Source organism: Allobosea sp. Root381 (assembly GCF_001429395.1).
GTDB lineage: Bacteria > Pseudomonadota > Alphaproteobacteria > Rhizobiales > Beijerinckiaceae > Allobosea.
In genome coordinates, this window is sequence record NZ_LMJT01000041.1 from 327,146 (window position 1) to 344,319 (window position 17,174).

Annotated in this window: 14 protein-coding genes; 1 reads left to right on the plus strand and 13 read right to left on the minus strand. The window is 68.3% G+C overall.

What is annotated here, in order from left to right:
- Positions 1-87: 87 nt before the first annotated feature.
- Entirely contained in the window at positions 88-906 is an 819-nt protein-coding gene (locus ASE63_RS22985; RefSeq protein ID WP_056807172.1) for an MBL fold metallo-hydrolase, read from the plus strand.
- A 6-nt stretch (positions 907-912) separates the two neighbouring features.
- On the opposite strand, the gene recN is transcribed toward ASE63_RS22985, so the two are convergent.
- The 13 genes from recN to murD all read right to left on the minus strand — a co-directional run bounded on the left by recN (position 913) and on the right by murD (position 17,172).
- Positions 913-2,598 carry a DNA repair protein RecN gene (gene recN, locus ASE63_RS22990; RefSeq protein WP_056807175.1) on the minus strand — a complete coding sequence of 562 codons (1,686 nt, stop codon included), beginning with the start codon at positions 2,596-2,598 and terminating at the stop codon, positions 913-915.
- Positions 2,599-2,660: 62 nt separating this feature from the next.
- A complete protein-coding gene (locus ASE63_RS22995) occupies positions 2,661-3,536 on the minus strand; it encodes an outer membrane protein assembly factor BamD (RefSeq protein ID WP_056807519.1) in 876 nt (291 codons plus the stop codon).
- 219 nt (positions 3,537-3,755) lie between these two features.
- Positions 3,756-4,703: a UDP-3-O-acyl-N-acetylglucosamine deacetylase gene (lpxC, locus tag ASE63_RS23000; protein WP_056807177.1), complete on the minus strand. Its 948-nt coding sequence runs from the start codon at positions 4,701-4,703 to the stop codon at positions 3,756-3,758.
- Between the two features lie 309 nt (positions 4,704-5,012).
- Positions 5,013-6,710 carry a cell division protein FtsZ gene (gene ftsZ / locus ASE63_RS23005; protein ID WP_056807179.1) on the minus strand — a complete coding sequence of 566 codons (1,698 nt, stop codon included), beginning with the start codon at positions 6,708-6,710 and terminating at the stop codon, positions 5,013-5,015.
- Positions 6,711-6,854: 144 nt separating this feature from the next.
- Positions 6,855-8,147 carry a cell division protein FtsA gene (ftsA, locus tag ASE63_RS23010; RefSeq protein WP_056807521.1) on the minus strand — a complete coding sequence of 431 codons (1,293 nt, stop codon included), beginning with the start codon at positions 8,145-8,147 and terminating at the stop codon, positions 6,855-6,857.
- A gap of 32 nt (positions 8,148-8,179) precedes the next feature.
- Positions 8,180-9,109 (minus strand): cell division protein FtsQ/DivIB, encoded by a 930-nt coding sequence (locus ASE63_RS23015; protein WP_244491545.1) that lies wholly within the window; start codon positions 9,107-9,109, stop codon positions 8,180-8,182.
- Positions 9,110-9,114: 5 nt separating this feature from the next.
- Entirely contained in the window at positions 9,115-10,029 is a 915-nt protein-coding gene (locus ASE63_RS23020; protein ID WP_056807185.1) for a D-alanine--D-alanine ligase, read from the minus strand.
- A 103-nt stretch (positions 10,030-10,132) separates the two neighbouring features.
- On the minus strand, positions 10,133-11,059 hold the full coding sequence (gene murB / locus ASE63_RS23025; protein WP_056807187.1) for a UDP-N-acetylmuramate dehydrogenase: 927 nt from the start codon (positions 11,057-11,059) through the stop codon (positions 10,133-10,135).
- Between the two features lie 166 nt (positions 11,060-11,225).
- Entirely contained in the window at positions 11,226-12,632 is a 1,407-nt protein-coding gene (gene murC, locus ASE63_RS23030; RefSeq protein ID WP_056807192.1) for a UDP-N-acetylmuramate--L-alanine ligase, read from the minus strand.
- Positions 12,633-12,655: 23 nt separating this feature from the next.
- Positions 12,656-13,756, minus strand: coding sequence for an undecaprenyldiphospho-muramoylpentapeptide beta-N-acetylglucosaminyltransferase (gene murG, locus ASE63_RS23035; protein WP_056807194.1), 1,101 nt, complete (start codon positions 13,754-13,756; stop codon positions 12,656-12,658).
- 4 nt (positions 13,757-13,760) lie between these two features.
- Positions 13,761-14,894: a putative peptidoglycan glycosyltransferase FtsW gene (locus ASE63_RS23040; RefSeq protein ID WP_056807197.1), complete on the minus strand. Its 1,134-nt coding sequence runs from the start codon at positions 14,892-14,894 to the stop codon at positions 13,761-13,763.
- Between the two features lie 225 nt (positions 14,895-15,119).
- Positions 15,120-15,563: a hypothetical protein gene (locus tag ASE63_RS23045; protein ID WP_056807200.1), complete on the minus strand. Its 444-nt coding sequence runs from the start codon at positions 15,561-15,563 to the stop codon at positions 15,120-15,122.
- Positions 15,564-15,741: 178 nt separating this feature from the next.
- The gene (gene murD, locus ASE63_RS23050) at positions 15,742-17,172 is read right to left on the minus strand and encodes a UDP-N-acetylmuramoyl-L-alanine--D-glutamate ligase (protein ID WP_056807204.1); all 1,431 of its coding nucleotides are present in this window, start codon (positions 17,170-17,172) and stop codon (positions 15,742-15,744) included.
- Positions 17,173-17,174: the final 2 nt, after the last annotated feature.

Consider the following 17,174-nt stretch of genomic DNA (forward strand, 5'->3'; position numbering starts at 1 on the left):
CAATCCAGGGGCGGGGGCGCTCTACCTCCTCCTGGATTGCTTCGCTTCGCTCGCAATGACGAAATGGGAGCAATGGGAGGGATTCGCATGGGCCAGCCACGCCATTTCGGCCGCCATGAGGTCTCGATCCTCCATGACGGCTATTTCGAAGCGCCCTCCGGCGTGCTGACCCATGTCGCCGGCGAGCAGGCGCGGCGCGAGACCGTCAGGCGATGGGGCTCCCAGACGATCCGCATCGTCGTCAACTGCTTCCTGCTGCGCGGCCCGGACGGCATCACGCTGGTCGATGCCGGGACCGGAACCGCCTGGGGAGAGGCCTACGGCCATGCGCGCACGGCCCTGCGCGACCTCGGCATCGCGCCAACTGATGTGCGGCGCGTCCTGCTGACCCATCTCCATGGCGACCACGCGCTCGGCCTCGTCGATGGCGACCTGTCCTATTTCCCAAACGCCGAGATCGTCATCCCCGCAGCCGACCTCGCCCATTTCGCCGATGAGGCGAAGCGCACCGTCACGCCCAAGGCCCGTCAGGGCGGCTTCGATATCGCGGCGGCGCTGCAGCACCTCTACGCCGGCCTCATCCGCACCGCCGAGCCTGGCCCCGTGCTGCCGGGCATCGACCTCGTCGCGCTGCCCGGCCACACCTACGGCCATGGCGGCTATCTGATCGAAGACCCCGCGCGCAGCCTGCTGCTCTGGGGTGACGCCCTGCACCTTGCAGCCTTTCAGGCTGCCGATCCCGAGATCGGCCTGGCCTACGATCTCGACGGCGCGATGGCCGCAAATACGCGCCGCGATATCCTCGCCCGCGCCGCTCGCAAAGGCTGGGCCGTGTCCGGCGGGCATATCGAGGGCTTCAAGTCTGTCCGGGAAAGCGGAAGCGGCTACGAACTGGCCGGGACTTGAGCGCGGTCAGCCCTTGACGCCGGCGGCCTCGAGCAGCCGCCCGGCGGCTGCCCTCGCCTCCTCGGTGATCGAGGCGCCGGCGAGCATACGGGCGATCTCCTCGCGCCGCGCCTGATCCTCCAGACCGGCGACGCGCGTCACGGTGCGTGATGCGGCATCGCCATCCAGGGCCGATTTCGCGATCAGGAAATGTTGGGCCGCCTTGGCAGCGACCTGGGGCGCATGGGTCACCGAGATCACCTGCACCTTGCCGGCGAGCCGCGCCAGCCGCTCCCCTATGGCATCCGCCACCGCCCCGCCGACTCCGGTGTCGATCTCGTCGAAGACCAGCGTCGGCGCCGAGCCGCGCTCGGCCAGCACGACCTTGAGCGCCAGCATGAAGCGCGACAACTCACCGCCCGAAGCGACCTTCATCATCGGCCCCGGCCGCGTGCCCGGATTGGTCTCGACCCAGAATTCGACGCGGTCGAAGCCTTCCGGCCCGCGCGCGTCCGCGTCGCTGTCGATCCGGGTGATGAAGCGTGCGCGCTCCAATTTCAGCGGCGGCAGCTCTGCCTTGACGGCTGAGTCGAGCCGGGTCGCCGCCTTGTGGCGCGCCTCCGACAACGCGCGCGCCAGCTTGAGATAGGCGGCCTCGGCTTGCCTGAGCTCGTCCTCCAGCCGGCCGAGCGAGGTCTCGCTCTCGTCGAGCGCGGCGAGGTCTCCCTCCATGCTCTCCGCCAGCACGACTAGGCCGTCCACAGGCACGTCGTATTTTCGGGCCGCGCCACGCAGCGCGAACAGGCGTTCCTCGACGCGCTCCTGCTCGCGCGGGTCGTATTCGGCCGCGCGCATGCCGGCGGCCAGCGTCTCGCCGGCTTCCTCCAGGGCGACGATCGCCGTGTTCAGCGCAGCCAGCGAGGGGTCGATCAGCTCCGGCGCCTGGCCGGCGCGGCGTTCGAGCCGGCGCAGCACGGCCGACAGCGCAGCGATGGGAGAGCCCTGCCCGCCTACGGCCTCGTAGCCGTCGATCAGGTCGCGAGCGACCTTCTCCGCCTGCATCATGCCCTGGCGCGCGGCGGCGAGCGCCTCCTCCTCGCCCGGCCGCGGCGCGAGCTTGCCGAGCTCGGCCACCGCATGGCGCAGGAAATCGGCCTCCTTGCGCGCGGCCTCGACGCGGATGCGCTGCGCCTGCAGGGCCTGGCGGGCACGCTTCAGCGTCTCGCTCGAAGCCGCGACCGCTTCGGCCTGCGCCTCGAAGCCGCCGAAGCCGTCGAGGATCACCCGGTGCTGGGCGGGGTCGCTCAGCGCGCGGTCATCATGCTGTCCGTGAATCTCGACGATCGCGGCCCCGATCATCCGCAGGATCTGGACGCTGACCGGCTGGTCGTTGACGAAGGCGCGGGTGCGCCCATCTGCATATTGCACCCGGCGCAGGATCAGGTCGCCATCGGTGTCGATTTCCTGCGCCTGGGCGAGCTTGCGCGCCGCATGGTCGCCGGCGAGGTCGAAGACGGCGCTGACCTGCCCCTGCGCCTCGCCATGGCGTACGAGGCCACCGTCGCCGCGGCCGCCCAGAGCCAGCGCGAAACCGTCGAGCAGGATCGACTTGCCGGCGCCGGTCTCACCGGTGAGCACGCTCAAGCCGTCGCGGAACGCCAGGTCGAGACGGTCGATCAGGACGATGTCGCGTATCGACAGCTGGACCAGCATGGACGTCAGCGCAGGCTCGGGAGGCAGGGCATGCGCGAACGCCTCCTATGCGGGTGAAGCGATCAGAGGCGGCCGAACCCGACGATGCCGGTGACGGCGCGCGAGAAGCCCTGGAAGGCGCGGCTGATATAGGAGCCACGATCCTCGCGCGGCTCCAGGCCGCCGCTCTGCAGAAGGGCGTAGGCGTCCTTGTACCAGGGGCTGTCGGGGAAGTTGTGCCCGAGCACGGCTGCGGCCGTCTGCGCCTCGTTGGTGATGCCCATCGCCATGTAGGCCTCGGTCAGGCGCATCAGCGCCTCCTCGACATGGCGCGTGGTCTGGTACTTGATGATGACGTCGCGGAAGCGGTTCACCGCGCCCGTGTAGTTGCGCTTCTCGAGATAGAAGCGACCGACATTCATCTCCTTGCCGGCGAGCTGGTCGCGCGCCACCAGGAGCTTCTCCCTCGCGTCGATCACATATTCCGACTGGGGATACTTCGCCAGCAGCTCCTCGAACGCGACGATGGCGAGCTGGGTGCGCTCCTGGTCGCGCGTCGCGTCCGGGATCTGGTTGTAGTACGACATCGCCATCAGATACTGCGCATAGGCCGCATCCGGGCTCGCCGGGTTCTGCGCGATGAAGCGCTTGGAGGCGGTGATCGTCTCCTCCCACTTCGACGCCTGGTAATTGGTGTAGGCGGTGAGGATCAGGCCCCGTTTGGCATAGGGCGAGAACGGCGAGTGCTTGTCGATCTCGTCGAACTTCTTGGCCGCGCCTTCGCTGTCGCCGTTCTGCAGGCGCGCCAGGCCCTCATTGTAGAGCTTGTCGGCCGGGACGACCTCAGTCACCTCGGGCTTGTAGACCTCGGGACGGTCGAAGGGATTGAGCGCCGAGACGGTGTCGCAGCCGCCGAGCAGCAGGGCCGCACCGACAGCCAGGGCAGCGCCCTTCCACATCGATTCGGCGCGCTGGGTTGTCGGATTCTTCAGCCGCATTGCGCTCACGTCGTCCGTCCTCTTGTATCATCGTCCCGCCAGGCGGGATGCATGCCTTACCTCAGACGCCGCAGACGCGCCACTGCCGAAAGCATGAGCTCGCGGCGGCAGCGCCGTCTATTCGACAGAAACCCGGCGACAGGAAGGCGGGCGCGACAGAAGCCCGCAGGCGGAAGCCGCTCAGTGAACGTCCGGCGCGAAGGCTGCCGGGGCGGCCGCGGCCATCTGGACGGTGCGGCGCGCCGCATAAACCGGCTCGGCCTCGACGATCGCGTAATTGGCGCGGTCGGCGAAGAGGGCCTCCAGGATGCGGACATTCATGCGATGACCGCCGCAATAGGAGCGGAACTCGCCCTGGAGCGGATAGCCGGCCAGCGCCAGATCGCCGATCGCGTCGAGAACCTTGTGGCGCACGAACTCGTCGCCGTAGCGCAGGCCCTCGGGGTTGATCACCTTGTCCTCACCGATGGCGACGGTGTTGTCGAGCGAGGCGCCGAGCGCGAAGCCCGCCTTCCAGAGCTGCTCGACATCGCGCATGAAGCCGAAGGTGCGGGCCCGGGAAATTTCCTGTGAATAGGCGGACGGCTCGAGATCAAAGACCTTACGCTGGCGGCCGATCACCGCCGTGTCGAAGTCGATCTCGACATCGAGGCGGAAGCCGGCCTCGGAGGGAACCAGCTCGGCGAAGGCGCGGCCATGCTCGACCCGCACCGGCTGCAGGATCTTGAGGTAGCGCCGCGCGGCCGAAAGCGCGACGATGCCCGTCGCCTCGATCGCGGCCACGAATTCGGCGGCGCTGCCGTCCATGATCGGCATCTCGGGGCCGTCAATCTCGACGAGCACATTGTCGAGGCTCAAGCCCGCGCAGGCCGACATCAGATGCTCGATGGTGGCGACGGAGGCCGAAGCGCTGTCGCCGATCACCGTGCAGAGCTCGGTCGCGCTGACCTTGGTATGCTTGGCGTGGATCAGCTGGGCCGGGCTGTTCTCGAGCCCCTGGCGGAGGAACACGATCCCGGAATTGGCGCTGGAGGGCTTCAGGCAGATCGTCGCCGGAGCCCCGGAATGCACGCCGATCCCGCTCAGGGTGACGGGTGCGCGCAGGGTCGTCTGCCGATCGAAGTTCATTCCGATATCCAATCCTGATCGCGGACGGCGCCGTTTCATGTGCTCAGGCACCGGAACGGCAGATCGTCGGCGATACTTCTGAAACGCGGCATCGGGCCAGGCCCGAATCCGGTATCGCGTCGTGCAGGTGCAACATAAGCGCCCGAAGCATTGTTACAAAATCACGCTTTCTTTCGCTCTGTTACAATTTTCCGGATAGGGAACGCCTCGCCAATCGCCTGTAATCATTCGCGTTTTCAGGACGGAAGAACCCCGGCGCGGATGGCCGCGCCGGGGTATGTTACATGGGCTCGAAAGCCGGCCTGAGCCTCAGTTGGCCTGGCGGCGCAGGAAGGCCGGGATCTCGAGCTGGTCCTCCTCGCTGACGCGGCTCGGCGCGGCGCGGCCGAGCTGGTCGAGCTGGCCCTGCGCCGGGCGCGCGGCCGGCGGCGCCGGGCGGCGCATATACTCGGCATGGGCAGCGCTCGGCGCCTGCGGCGCCATCGGTGCCATCGGCGGCTGCGGCGCCTGGCGAACCGGCATCGGCTGCTGCTCCTGGGCCTCCTCGTCCTTGCGGCCGAAGCCAACGGAGGCGAGGCGCTGCATCAGCGACATGCGCTTCTGGTCGGCGGAGGCCGGCGCCGGGGCGGGCTGAGCGCCGCGGCTGGCGGCGATCTGGTTCTGCGCGGGCACCGGCAGATCCTCGATCCGGGGCATGCGAGTCGGGCGCACGGAGCGCTCCGGCATCGGCGGGATGAAGCTGTCATCAAGCATCGGCGCATGCTCGGCCGGCATCATCATCGGCTCGGGCGCGGCGGTCATCGCCGGGCGCGGCGGCTGCGCCGGCTCGATCCTGATGTCCTCCGGCAGGGCGGCGCGGCTCTGGGTCTCGACCTGGACCGGAGCGCGCATCTCGAGCTGCTGCTCGACCGGCGCCATCATCGGGGCCAGCGGAGCCTGCCGGGCGGGCGCCGCGGTACGCAGGCGGGCCTCGGCCTTGAGACGCTCGGCGACCTGGGCGATGCGGGCCTCGGTCTCGTCGACCTCTACCTGGCTGGTGATCGGCTTGTCGATGCCGGTGGCGACGACCGAGACGCGCACGACGCCTTCGAGCGACTCGTCGAAGGTCGCGCCGACGATGATGTTGGCCTCGGAATCGACCTCCTCGCGGATGCGGGTGGCGGCCTCGTCGACCTCGTAGAGCTTCATGTCGCGCCCGCCGGTGATCGAGATCAGCAGGCCACGCGCGCCCTTCATCGAGATGTCGTCGAGCAGCGGGTTGTTGATCGCGGCCTGGGCCGCGGTCAGCGCGCGCTTCTCGCCCTGCGCCTCGCCGGTGCCCATCATCGCCTTGCCCATGCCGCGCATCACGGCGCGGACGTCGGCGAAGTCGAGGTTGATGAGGCCCGGGCGGACCATCAGGTCGGTGATGCAGGCGACGCCCGAATAGAGCACCTGGTCGGCCATGCCGAAGGCATCGGCGAAGCCGGTGGTCTCGTTGGCGACGCGGAACAGGTTCTGGTTCGGGATGACGATGAGGGTGTCGACCGCCTCGTTCAGCTCGCCGATGCCGGCTTCCGCCATGCGCATGCGGCGATGGCCCTCGAACTGGAACGGCTTGGTGACGACGCCGACCGTCAGGATGCCCATGTCGCGGGCGACGCGGGCGATGGCCGGGGCCGCGCCGGTGCCGGTGCCGCCGCCCATGCCGGCGGTGATGAAGACCATGTGCGCGCCCGCCAGATGGTCACGGATCTCGTCGATCACCTCTTCGGCGGCCGCACGGCCGACCTCGGGCTGCGAACCGGCACCGAGGCCCTCAGTGACCTGGAGGCCCATCTGGACGATGCGCGAGGCGCGCGATAGCGCCAGCGCCTGGGCATCCGTGTTGGCGACCACGAAGTCGACGCCGTCGAGACCGGCCTCGATCATGTTGTTGACCGCGTTTCCGCCCGCGCCACCGACGCCGAAGACCGTGATCCTGGGCTTGAGTTCCCGGATGTCCGGGGCTTGCAGATTCATCGCCATGGGTTGCCTCTTTTGATCCTTTGTCCGGCGCCTGGCGGGAGCCGTCCCGATTGCTACATTCGACGCCGTGGCTCGTCCGCGAAGCGGGGGAGCCGGTACTCACTCAAATCCCGAACATGGTCTCTGCGGAGAACCGCGCCATATTCAGAAACTGTCCTTCAGCCACCGCCCGACACGCGAGAAGTAGCCATCCGTCCCGGTCGCGAAATAGGCCGCACCGGCTCGTGGTTCGAAATGCTCGACATGCGCCACCTGCGGGTAGACCAGCAGGCCGACGGCAGCCGCGAAGGCGGGCCCCTTCCCGGCTTCCGGCAGGCCCCGGATGCCGAGCGGCCGGCCCGTGCGGACCTGGCCGCCGAGGATGCGCCGCGCCACCTCGGGCAGGCCGGTGAGCTGGCAGGCGCCGCCCGTCAGCACGACCCGGCGCCCGGCCTGGGCCGAGAAGCCCGCCTGGGTCAGGCGATCGCGCACGAGCTCGAGGATTTCCTCGACGCGCGGCTTGATGATCCTGACAAGATGAGACTTAGCGAGGTGGTTCGGCGTGTCGCGCTCGTCATCGTCCACCTGCGGCACGGAGATCATGTCGCGCTCGTCCGAGGCGCTGGAGATGCAGGAGCCGTGCAGCGTCTTCAGCCGCTCGGCCGCCGAGACGCGGGTCGAAAGCCCGCGCGCCACGTCCATGGTGATGTGGTTGCCGCCGACCGCGATCGCGTCGGCATGCATCAGGTGCCCGCCCGAGAATACGCCGAGGCTGGTCGTGCCGCCGCCCATGTCGACCGTGACGACGCCCATCTCGGCCTCGTCGTCGACGAGAACTGAGAGCCCCGAGGCGTAGGGCGTCGCGACCACCGCCTCGACCTCGAGATGGCAGCGTTCCACCGCCAGCATGACGTTGCGTGCCGCCGAGGCCTCGCTGGCGACGACATGCATGTCGACCGAGAGCTTGCCGCCGATCAGCCCGCGCGGATCGAGCACGCCGGGCACGCCGTCGAGCGCATAGCCGGTCGGCAGCGCATGGAGCACGGCCTTGCCGGGGCGGATCGCATGGGTCGCGGCGGCCGCGAGCACGCGCTTGACGTCGCCGTCGCCGGCCGAGCCGGAGCGGAGATCGACGCTCGCCGCATAATGCTGCGAGGCGATGCGCCCGCCGGTCAGGTTGACGATGACCGACTGCACCTCGACCTTCGCCATCCTCTCGGCGGCGTCCACCGCCGCACGGATCGCGCGCTCGGCGCTTTCGAGATCGATGATCGCGCCGCCCTTCAGGCCGAGCGAGCGCTGATGCCCGATGCCGATGATGCGCGCGACATGGGTGCGGCCGCGTAGCCGCTCATTGGCCTCGGCCGGGTTCAGCTCGGCGATCAGGCAGACGACCTTGCTGGTGCCGATGTCGAGAATCGACAGCGTCGCGCTCTTGCGCGACGAGAGCGGCCGCATCCGCGGCGTCAGGCCCTGGGAGGTGACGTGGTTCACGCCTCGCCTCCCTTCTTCTTCGTCTTGTTGTTCTTGAGCTGGTCGGCGCGGGTTGCCGCGCCCTCCTCCGTCAGCCGCATGACCACGCGGTCCGGCTGGCGCAGGTCGATGGCCAGCAGGTCCTTCTCCATGATGCGGTAGTCGCTTTGGAGCGAGACCAGGCGCTTCAGCGCCTCGGCCGGCGCGATCTCGGGCAGGCGGACATCCATGCCGTTGTCGAGCTTGAGGTTCCAGCGCCGCCCCGAGACGAGCGTCGCCGCGCGGATATGGGACGCCATGGCGCCGGCCTCGGACCGCAGCGCGAGGTATTCGCGGGCCCGGTTGTTGGCGTCTGCCCCCACGACGAGCGGCAGATGGGCAAAGCGTCCGTCGTCCATCTTGTCGATCACGGTCCCGTCCGCTGCGATGACGAAGAGCTCGCCCTTGACCTGCCAGAGCGCGAAGGGCTCGCGCTCGGTCAGCGTGATGGCGACCTCGCTCGGATAGAGCTTGCGCACGGTCGCCTCGCGGATCATCGGCGCGGCCTCCAGGCGCTTGCGTGCCTCGTCGGCGTCGAAGAACGCCAGCGAGGTCTTCGAATCGATTCCCGCCGCGACCAGCACCTCGATTTCGGAGAGTTCCGCGATGCCCGAAATGGTCACGCGGTCGATCCCGAAGCCGACGAGGCTCGCCAGCATGTGATGCGGCTCGCCGTAATTGGCGCGGAGCGTCTCGAGATGCCCGCCGAGCACGATGCCGACTCCGGCGCTGAGGGTGAGGAAACCCAGAGCCAACCAGGTGCCGATGCGCTGCGGCAGCCGCTGCGCCAGCGGCAGCGCGGCGGCGCTGCGGCGCGAGCGGCGCAGCCAGCGCCCCGGCCGCTCGCCGACGAGCAGCTGCGGCCCGGGAGCCGGAACGGGGAGACGCGAGGCGGCGTTCGCTGCCACTGTCTTCACCGATCGAGGGAGGCGTCCTCCACCATCCATTTGACGAGCTCACCGAAGTTAAGGCCCGCGTGGGCTGCGAGTTCTGGCACTAGGCTGGTTTCGGTCATGCCGGGCTGCGTGTTGACCTCCAGCCAGACGAGAGTGTCGGTCTCGTCGTCGTAGCGGAAGTCAGACCTGCTGACGCCCCGGCACCCGATTGCTTGATGCGCCGTTAACGCACACTCTTCGATCTGCTGGTAAATTTTTGGTAAAATTTGAGCCGGGCAGATGTGGATCGAGCCACCTTTTGTGTACTTGGCGTCGTAGTCGTAGAACTCGCCCGTGGACGCCCGGATCTCGGTAACGCCCAGCGATTTTCCGCCCATGATGGCGCAGGTCAGTTCGCGCCCGGCGATGAAGGTTTCGGCCAGCATCGCCTCGCCGCAGGGCCAGTCCGGCCGGGCGATTTCCTGCGGCGGATGCTCGCGCCCCTTCTTGACGATCACGACGCCGACGGATGAGCCCTCATTGACCGGCTTGAGCACATAAGGCGGTGGCAGAACGTGCTTCTTCGCCGCCTCGAAGCGGGAAACCAGCACGCCATGCGCCACCGGCACGCCGGCGGCGGCGACGACCATCTTGGCCTTGTCCTTGCGGATCGCCAGAGACGAGGCCAGCACGCCGGAATGGGTGTAGGGGATGCCGAGGATCTCGAGCAGGCCCTGGATCGTGCCGTCCTCGCCGAAGCGGCCATGCAGGGCATTGAAGGCGACGTCGGGCTTCAGCTTCGCCAGCACCTCGGCGATGTCGCGGCCGACATCGACCTTTGTGACCCGGAAGCCGACACTCTCCAGCGCCGCGGCGCAGCCGGCGCCCGTGTCGAGGCTGACCTCCCGCTCGACGGACCAACCGCCCATCAGCACTGCGACATGTGTGGTCATCGAGATCCCCGGTCGAAACGATGTCCGACCCTTGGCCCGAGATGGTTAACGGGCCGTTAACCCTGCCGCTTCCGCCCTGCCGGAAATTAACTGCCAGGGGGTCTCAGGCCGCCACGCCGAGCCGCTTGATCTCCCAGTGCAGCTCGTAGCCGGAATGCGCCTTGACCCGGCGCCGGACCTCCTCGCCCAGCCCCTCGACATCGGTCGCGGTGGCGCCGCCGGTGTTGATCAGGAAATTGCAGTGCATTTCCGAGACCTGCGCCCCGCCGACGCGCAGGCCCCGGCAGCCGGCCGCATCGATCAGCTGCCAGGCCTTCCCGCCGGGCGGGTTCTTGAAGGTCGAGCCGCCGGTGCGCTCCTTGATGGGCTGGGCCGCCTCGCGCGCGGCCGTGACCCGGTCCATCTCGGCCTGAATCTCCGCCTTGTCGCCCGGCCGGCCCTGGAACAGCGCCGAGGTGAAGATGATGTCCTGCGTCGCAGGCCCGCTACTGCGATAGGCAAAGCCCATCTCGGCATGGCTGAGCGTCACGATATCGCCCGCCCGGGTTACGCCGCGCGCCTCGACCAGCACATCGGTCGTCTCGCCGCCATGGGCGCCGGCATTCATCCGCAGCGCGCCGCCGATGCAGCCGGGAATGCCGCGGAAGAAGGCAAGCCCGTCGAGCGCGGCATCGGCCGCCGCCCGCGCCACCTTGACGTCCGGAACCGCGGTGCCGGCGCGCAACCGGTCCCCCTCCTCGATCGCGATCTCGCCGAAGGCCTTGCCGCCGAGCCGGATCACCAGACCCGGAACGCCGCCGTCGCGGACGATCAGGTTGGAGCCGAGCCCGACCACGGTGATGGCAATGCCCTTGGGCAGATGCGCCAGCAGATGGGCGAGGTCCGCCTCGTCGGCCGGGGTGAACAGGACCTGGGCCGGACCGCCGACCCGGAACCAGGTCAGCGGCGCCATCTCGGCATTGGCGATCAGGCGTCCGCGCAGTTCGGGGGCGGCGGCGCGGATGTCGGAGGTGATGTCGGGGAAGGTCATGACCGAGGCTTTATCCCAACGTCTGCAGCAACGAAACCGCGTCGTCATTCTCGGGCGCCCGTGGCGCAGACCCGAGAATGACGATCCGGAGATGTTCCGGGCAAGCCCGAGCATGACGCAGTTGCACCGTGTCACCTTCTCCCCCGAGGGAAGAAGGATTCAAGGCTCAGCCCTTCAGCGCCGCCAACTCCCCCGGCAGCGCATAGGCCCATTGCGTGATGTTGCCGGCACCCAGCAGGACGACATAATCGCCCGGCCCCGCGACTTCGGCCACCATCTCGGCGAGCTTGTCCGAGCTCTCCAGCGGCAAGGCATGACGGTGGCCGCGCGCCTTGATGCCGGAGACCAGCGAATCGCGGTCGGCACCAGGGATCGGCGCCTCGCCCGCCGCATAGGTGTCGGCGACGATCACCGTGTCGGCATCGTTGAAGCAGGCGGCGAAATCGTCGAACAGGCTGGCGAGCCGCGTGTAGCGGTGCGGCTGCACCACGGCGATGACCTTGCCCTTGGTCGATGCTCGTGCGGCGCGCAGAACGGCCGCGATCTCGACCGGGTGATGGCCGTAATCGTCGAAGATCAGCGCGCCGTTCCATTCGCCGGTCTTGGTGAAGCGGCGCTTCACCCCGCCGAACCCGGCCAGTGCCTCGCGGATGCGCTCCACCGGCACGCCGAGATCATAGGCCACGGCGATCGCGGCGGTCGCGTTCAGCGCGTTGTGATGGCCCGGCATCGGCATGATGAGATCGCGAATGACCTCGTCGCGGCCGCGCTTGCGGTCGCGGATCAGGAGCGTGAACTTCGCCTGCCCACCCGACAGATCGATGTCGATCAGGCGAAAATCGGCCTGCGGATTCTCGCCATAGGTGACGACGCGGCGGTCCTCGATCTGCCCGACCAGCCCCTGCACCGTCGGATGGTCGATGCACATCACGGCGAAACCATAGAAGGGCAGGTTCTCGACGAAGGTCCGGAACGCCGCCTTGATCGCGTCGAAGGTGCCGAAATGGTCGAGATGCTCGGGGTCGATATTGGTGACGATCGCGACGTCGGCCGGCAGCTTCAGGAAGGTGCCGTCCGATTCGTCGGCCTCCACCACCATCCAGTCGCTCTCGCCCATGCGCGCATTGGTGCCGTAGGCGTTGATGATGCCGCCATTGATCACGGTCGGGTCGAGCCCGCCCTTCTCGAGCAGCGTCGCGACCAGCGAGGTGGTCGTGGTCTTGCCATGGGTGCCGGCGACAGCGACTGCTGTCTTCAGCCGCATCAGTTCGGCCAGCATCTCGGCCCGGCGCACCACCGGCAGGCGGTTCTCGCGCGCCGCGACGAGTTCCGGATTGTCGCGCTTGATCGCCGTCGAGACCACGACGACCTCGGCCTCGCCGAGATTCTCCGCATTGTGGCCGACGAAGGTCCTGATGCCCTTCTCGGCCAGGCGCTTGACGTTGGCGCCGTCGGAGGCGTCCGAGCCCTGCACCTTGTAACCGAGATTGTGCAGCACCTCGGCAATGCCGGACATGCCGATACCGCCGATGCCGACGAAATGGATGGCGCCGAGTTCTGCCGGCAGCTTCATGGGTCAGATGTCCTTGATGGGGTCTAAATCGAGAATCCGGCCACCTCGGCAACGAGGCGGGCAAGTCGGTCGGCGGCATCGGGGATGCCCGCGCTCTTGGCGTTATCGGCCATGGCCGTCAAGTGCGCCGGCTGCCGCAGCAGGCCGGAGAGCTCGGTCGCAAGCCGACGTGGCGTGAACTCCGGTTGCAGGATGCGGATCGCGCCGCCGGCCTTCTCCAGGAAGCCGGCATTGGCGGCCTGATCCTGGTCGAGCGCGCCGGGCAGCGGCACCAGAAGTGACGGCCGGCCGATCACAGTCAGCTCCGCGACGGTCGAGGCACCCGAACGGCCGATGACGAGATGGGATCGCGCCATCCGCGCCGGCAGGTCCTTGAAGAAGGGCGCGATCTCGCACCTCACGCCGAGCTGGCCGTAGATGCCGCTCACGCGGTCGGCATCCTCGGCCCGCGCCTGCTGCGTGATGACGAGACGGGAACGCTCCTCCGGGCTCAGCTGCTGGATCGCGGGCGGCACGATGTCGGCCATGATCCGCGCGCCCTGGCTGCCGCCGAAGACGAGCAGGTTGAAGTCTCCCTCGCCCGGCCCGGCATAGGGCGAGGCCGCGGCAGTCACGGCCGGGCGCACCGGATTGCCGACATGGCGGCATTTCGCCCGCGCCGACGGCGAAAGCCCGCCGACCTCCGAGAAGCCCGTGCCGATCGCATCGACCCAACGCGAGAGGAAGCGGTTGGCCCGCCCGGCGACGGCGTTCTGCTCGTGGATCAGCGTCCTGGCGCCGCCGAGCGCGGCGCCCAGCACCGGCGGGACGGTGGGATACCCCCCGAAACCGACGACCAGCGCAGGCCTGACCTCCTTCACCGCCCGCCGCGCAGCCAACACGCCGCGGCCGATGTCGAGACCGACGCGAAGCTTGCCCGAGAGCGAGCGGCCGGACGGGGTCGCGGACGGAACCGGAATGACCGCATCGGCCGGGAACTCGCCGGCGAACTCCGCCCCGCGCGGATCGGTCATCAGCATGACCCGGATGCCCTGCGCCCGCAGCACATGGCTCAGCGCTTCGGCCGGGAACAGATGCCCGCCCGTCCCACCCGCCGCGAGGATGACGAGCTTGTCCTGCGCCATGGCGTCAGTTCCTGAACACGCCGGAATCGACGGCACGCGGCCGCCTGCGCGTCAGGGCCAGCAGGAAGCCGGTGCCGATGGCGAGCGAGATCAGCGAGGAGCCGCCATAGGAGATGAAGGGCAGCGTCATGCCCTTGGCCGGCATCATGTGCAGGTTCACCATCATGTTGATCGCGGCCTGGATGCCGAACAGCAAGGCAAGCCCCGTGACGGCGAGCCGGATGAACGGGTCCTCGGCTTTCTGCGCAATGGCGAGCGAGCGCAGCACGATCATCGCGAACAGCATGACGAGCAGGATGCAGACGACGATGCCGAACTCCTCGGCCGTCACCGCGAAGATGAAGTCGGTATGCGCGTCGGGCAGGATGCGCTTCACCGTGCCCTCGCCCGGCCCCTTTCCGAGCCAGCCGCCCTGGGCGAAGCTTTCCAGCGCGGTATCGATCTGGAAGGTGTCGCCCGAGCCCTTGTCCATGAAGCGCTCGATGCGGGCCCGCACATGCGGCACCATCTCGTAGGCGATCAGCATGCCCAGGGCGCCGATGCTGCCGAGCCCCAGCACCCAGAACCAGTGCAAACCGGCGACAAAGAACAACCCGCCCCAGACCAGCGTCACCAGCACGGTCTGGCCGAAATCCGGTTGCAGCACGAGCGGGGTGATGGTGGCCGGCAGCAGCATGAACGCCAGGATCGTGCCCGGTAGGTCGGGCCTGCGCGTGCCCTCGGCGAAAGCCCAGGCGGCGAGCACGACGAAGGCCGGCTTAAGGAATTCGGAGGGTTGGATCGAGCCAAGCGGGCCGAGCGTCAGCCAGCGTCGCGCGCCCTTCACCTCGACGCCGAGATACAGCGTCGCCACCACCATGGCGAGCGAGACCGTGAAGAGCAGCAGCGCCGCCCGGCGGACCTGGCGCGGCGTCAGGAACGAGACGGCGATGAAGACAGCCAGCGCAGCCAGCAGATAGACGGCCTGCCGATTGACGAAATGGAAGGTCGAGAGGCCGAGCCGCTCGGCCACCGGCGGTCCGCCGGCCATCAGCAGCACGACGCCTGAGACCATCAGCGCGACGAGGCCGCTCAGGATGACGCGGTCGATCGACCACCACCAGCGGCCGCTGAGAGAGGGTTCGGCGCGCGAAACCATGTCGGGGGCTCCAGAACGGGCATCGGCGCAGGGGATGCGCCGCGATTCCGAATCACTCTGTCAATGAATGGTTAAGCGTTTGATTCCGGGCGGGCACGAATGGGCGCCGGAATCGCGAAGGCGCGAGGCGGCGTAGCGACCCCGCATTTTGATCGTCTCGCCCCTTTGGCAGGTCACCACGCTGCGCAGGACCTTCGCCCGCTCCTCTCGCGCGCCGCGAAGTCCTCAGTCGTCCGTATCGAAATCGATCACGCGCCCATCGGCTTCGAACTCGGCATCGAACTCGCGCCCGTCGGCGAGGCGGCCTTCAATTTCAATGCGTCCGCCACGCTCGAACTCAATCTTTTCGAGCATGGCGTCGGCGGGCCAGGAGGGGCTTTTCAGCACCGGGGCCGGAACCAGCGAGCGGATCTGGTCAATGGGAAAGAGCCCGCGCCCACGCGCTTCGATCTCCTCGATCGTGCCGTTTCGCTCCAGTTCGATCTTGATGCGGGCGCCGCCGGGTAGGGTGCCATAGACATTGCTGCCATACTCGACGTGCGGCTTCTGGCGGATTTGAACATCGGTCAAGCCGAGCCCCGAAATCGAGGGTGGGAGCTCTTGGGCGGCAAGCATGCCAGGATAGGCGAAAGCTGCTGCCAGGACGGTGACCGCGAAAACGTGCTTCATCGTTTGAAATCCTCTCCGCCAGCGCTCTCGCACACGCCGATTGCTAAATTGCGACGCCTCGCAGAACCGACCACGAATGTCCGGCTTCTCGCAAGCTTCCGACGTCGGACATCGGCCGGGCCCAGCCCTGCTGACCGTTTGGACCCATGTTGGCGATCCACCCAAGACCGAAGCTGGCCTATCTCGCCCCGAACGGCTCGAAACCCGGCAGCGCCTTCACCAGCCCTCGGAACGCGTCGCCGCGCACCTCGAAATTCGGGAACTGGTCGAAGGAGGCGCAGGCCGGCGAGAGCAGTACCGCGATCTCGCCAGTGCCCTCATGGGCCTGCGCATCGCGCGTCGCGTTCGCGACCGCGACATCGAGCGTGCCGCTGCGCTCATAGATGACGCCGCCGGCTTCTTCGAAGGTCGCCGCGAAGAGGTCGCTCGCCGCGCCGATCAGATAGGCTTTGGCGATGTTCGGGAAATAGCGCCGCAGGCTCTCGATGCCGCCATCCTTGGCCTTGCCGCCGAGGATCCAGAAGATGTCGCGGAAGGAGGTCAGCGCCTTCTCGGTGGAATCGGCATTGGTCGCCTTCGAATCGTTGATGAAGACCACCCGGCCGATGCGGCCGATCTCCTCCATGCGGTGCGCGAGCCCCGGATAGCTGCGGAAGCCGGCGGCAATCTCATCGGCAGAAAGCCCGAGCGCAAAGCAGGTCGCGAAGGCAGCCGCCGCGTTCTGGGCGTTGTGCGAGCCACGGAGCGAGCCGATCCCGGCGAGGTTCGCAACGATGCGCGGCTTGCCGTCGCGCACCTGGACAATCCGCGTCTCCAGCGTCCCGGCATTGGCGGTGACGCCGGCGAAGACGCCCTCATCGAGCGGCTGCTCGCCGCTGATCTTGACCAGCGGACGCCCTGAGGCCGCGCGCCGCCGAGCCATCTGCTTGGAAGGCTCGTCATCGACGCCGACGACCGCAATGTCCGAGCCGGCAATGAGCCGCTCCTTGATCGCGCGGTAGTTCTCGAAGGTTCCGTGACGGTCGAGATGGTCCGGCGTCAGATTCATCTGGATGCCGACGCTCGGCGCGATCGAGGGCGCGAGATCAATCTGGTAGCTCGAGCATTCGACGACATGGACGCGCCCCTCGGCCGGCGGCTCCAGCGCCAGCACGGCGGTGCCGATATTGCCGCCCATCTGCACATCGCGCCCGGCCGAGCGCAGCACATGGGCGATCAGCGCCGTCGTCGTCGACTTGCCGTTGGTACCGGTGATGCAGACGACCGGCGCGGCCGGCGCGATCCTCGCCCGCTCGCGGAAGAACAGCTCGACATCGCCGATCACCTCGATACCGGCCGCCCTCGCCTTCTCGACGGTCCAGTGCGGCTGCGGATGGGTCAACGGCACACCGGGCGACAGGATCAGCGCCGCGAAGCCGGACCAGTCGGCCGAGGCCAGATCGACGATCGTGATGCCCTCGGCGGCGGCCTTGTCGCGGCCTGCCTGGCCGTCGTCCCAGGCGGCGACCTCCGCCCTTCCGGCTAGCAAGGCGCGCGCCGTCGCCAGCCCCGAACCGCCGAGGCCAAACAAGGCGACGCGGGCGCCAGCGAAGACGGTGATGGGCGTCATGA

Excerpts from the sequence above, each read along its gene's own strand:
- ASE63_RS22985 (WP_056807172.1), top strand. The coding sequence starts at position 88 with ATGGGCCAGCCACGCCATTTCGGCCGCCATGAGGTCTCGATCCTCCAT.
- recN (WP_056807175.1), bottom strand. The coding sequence starts at position 2,598 with ATGCTGGTCCAGCTGTCGATACGCGACATCGTCCTGATCGACCGTCTC.
- ASE63_RS22995 (WP_056807519.1), bottom strand. The coding sequence starts at position 3,536 with ATGTGGAAGGGCGCTGCCCTGGCTGTCGGTGCGGCCCTGCTGCTCGGC.
- lpxC (WP_056807177.1), bottom strand. The coding sequence starts at position 4,703 with ATGAACTTCGATCGGCAGACGACCCTGCGCGCACCCGTCACCCTGAGC.
- ftsZ (WP_056807179.1), bottom strand. The coding sequence starts at position 6,710 with ATGGCGATGAATCTGCAAGCCCCGGACATCCGGGAACTCAAGCCCAGG.
- ftsA (WP_056807521.1), bottom strand. The coding sequence starts at position 8,147 with ATGCGGCCGCTCTCGTCGCGCAAGAGCGCGACGCTGTCGATTCTCGAC.
- ASE63_RS23020 (WP_056807185.1), bottom strand. The coding sequence starts at position 10,029 with ATGACCACACATGTCGCAGTGCTGATGGGCGGTTGGTCCGTCGAGCGG.
- murB (WP_056807187.1), bottom strand. The coding sequence starts at position 11,059 with ATGACCTTCCCCGACATCACCTCCGACATCCGCGCCGCCGCCCCCGAA.
- murC (WP_056807192.1), bottom strand. The coding sequence starts at position 12,632 with ATGAAGCTGCCGGCAGAACTCGGCGCCATCCATTTCGTCGGCATCGGC.
- murG (WP_056807194.1), bottom strand. The coding sequence starts at position 13,756 with ATGGCGCAGGACAAGCTCGTCATCCTCGCGGCGGGTGGGACGGGCGGG.
- ASE63_RS23040 (WP_056807197.1), bottom strand. The coding sequence starts at position 14,894 with ATGGTTTCGCGCGCCGAACCCTCTCTCAGCGGCCGCTGGTGGTGGTCG.
- ASE63_RS23045 (WP_056807200.1), bottom strand. The coding sequence starts at position 15,563 with ATGAAGCACGTTTTCGCGGTCACCGTCCTGGCAGCAGCTTTCGCCTAT.
- murD (WP_056807204.1), bottom strand. The coding sequence starts at position 17,172 with ATGACGCCCATCACCGTCTTCGCTGGCGCCCGCGTCGCCTTGTTTGGC.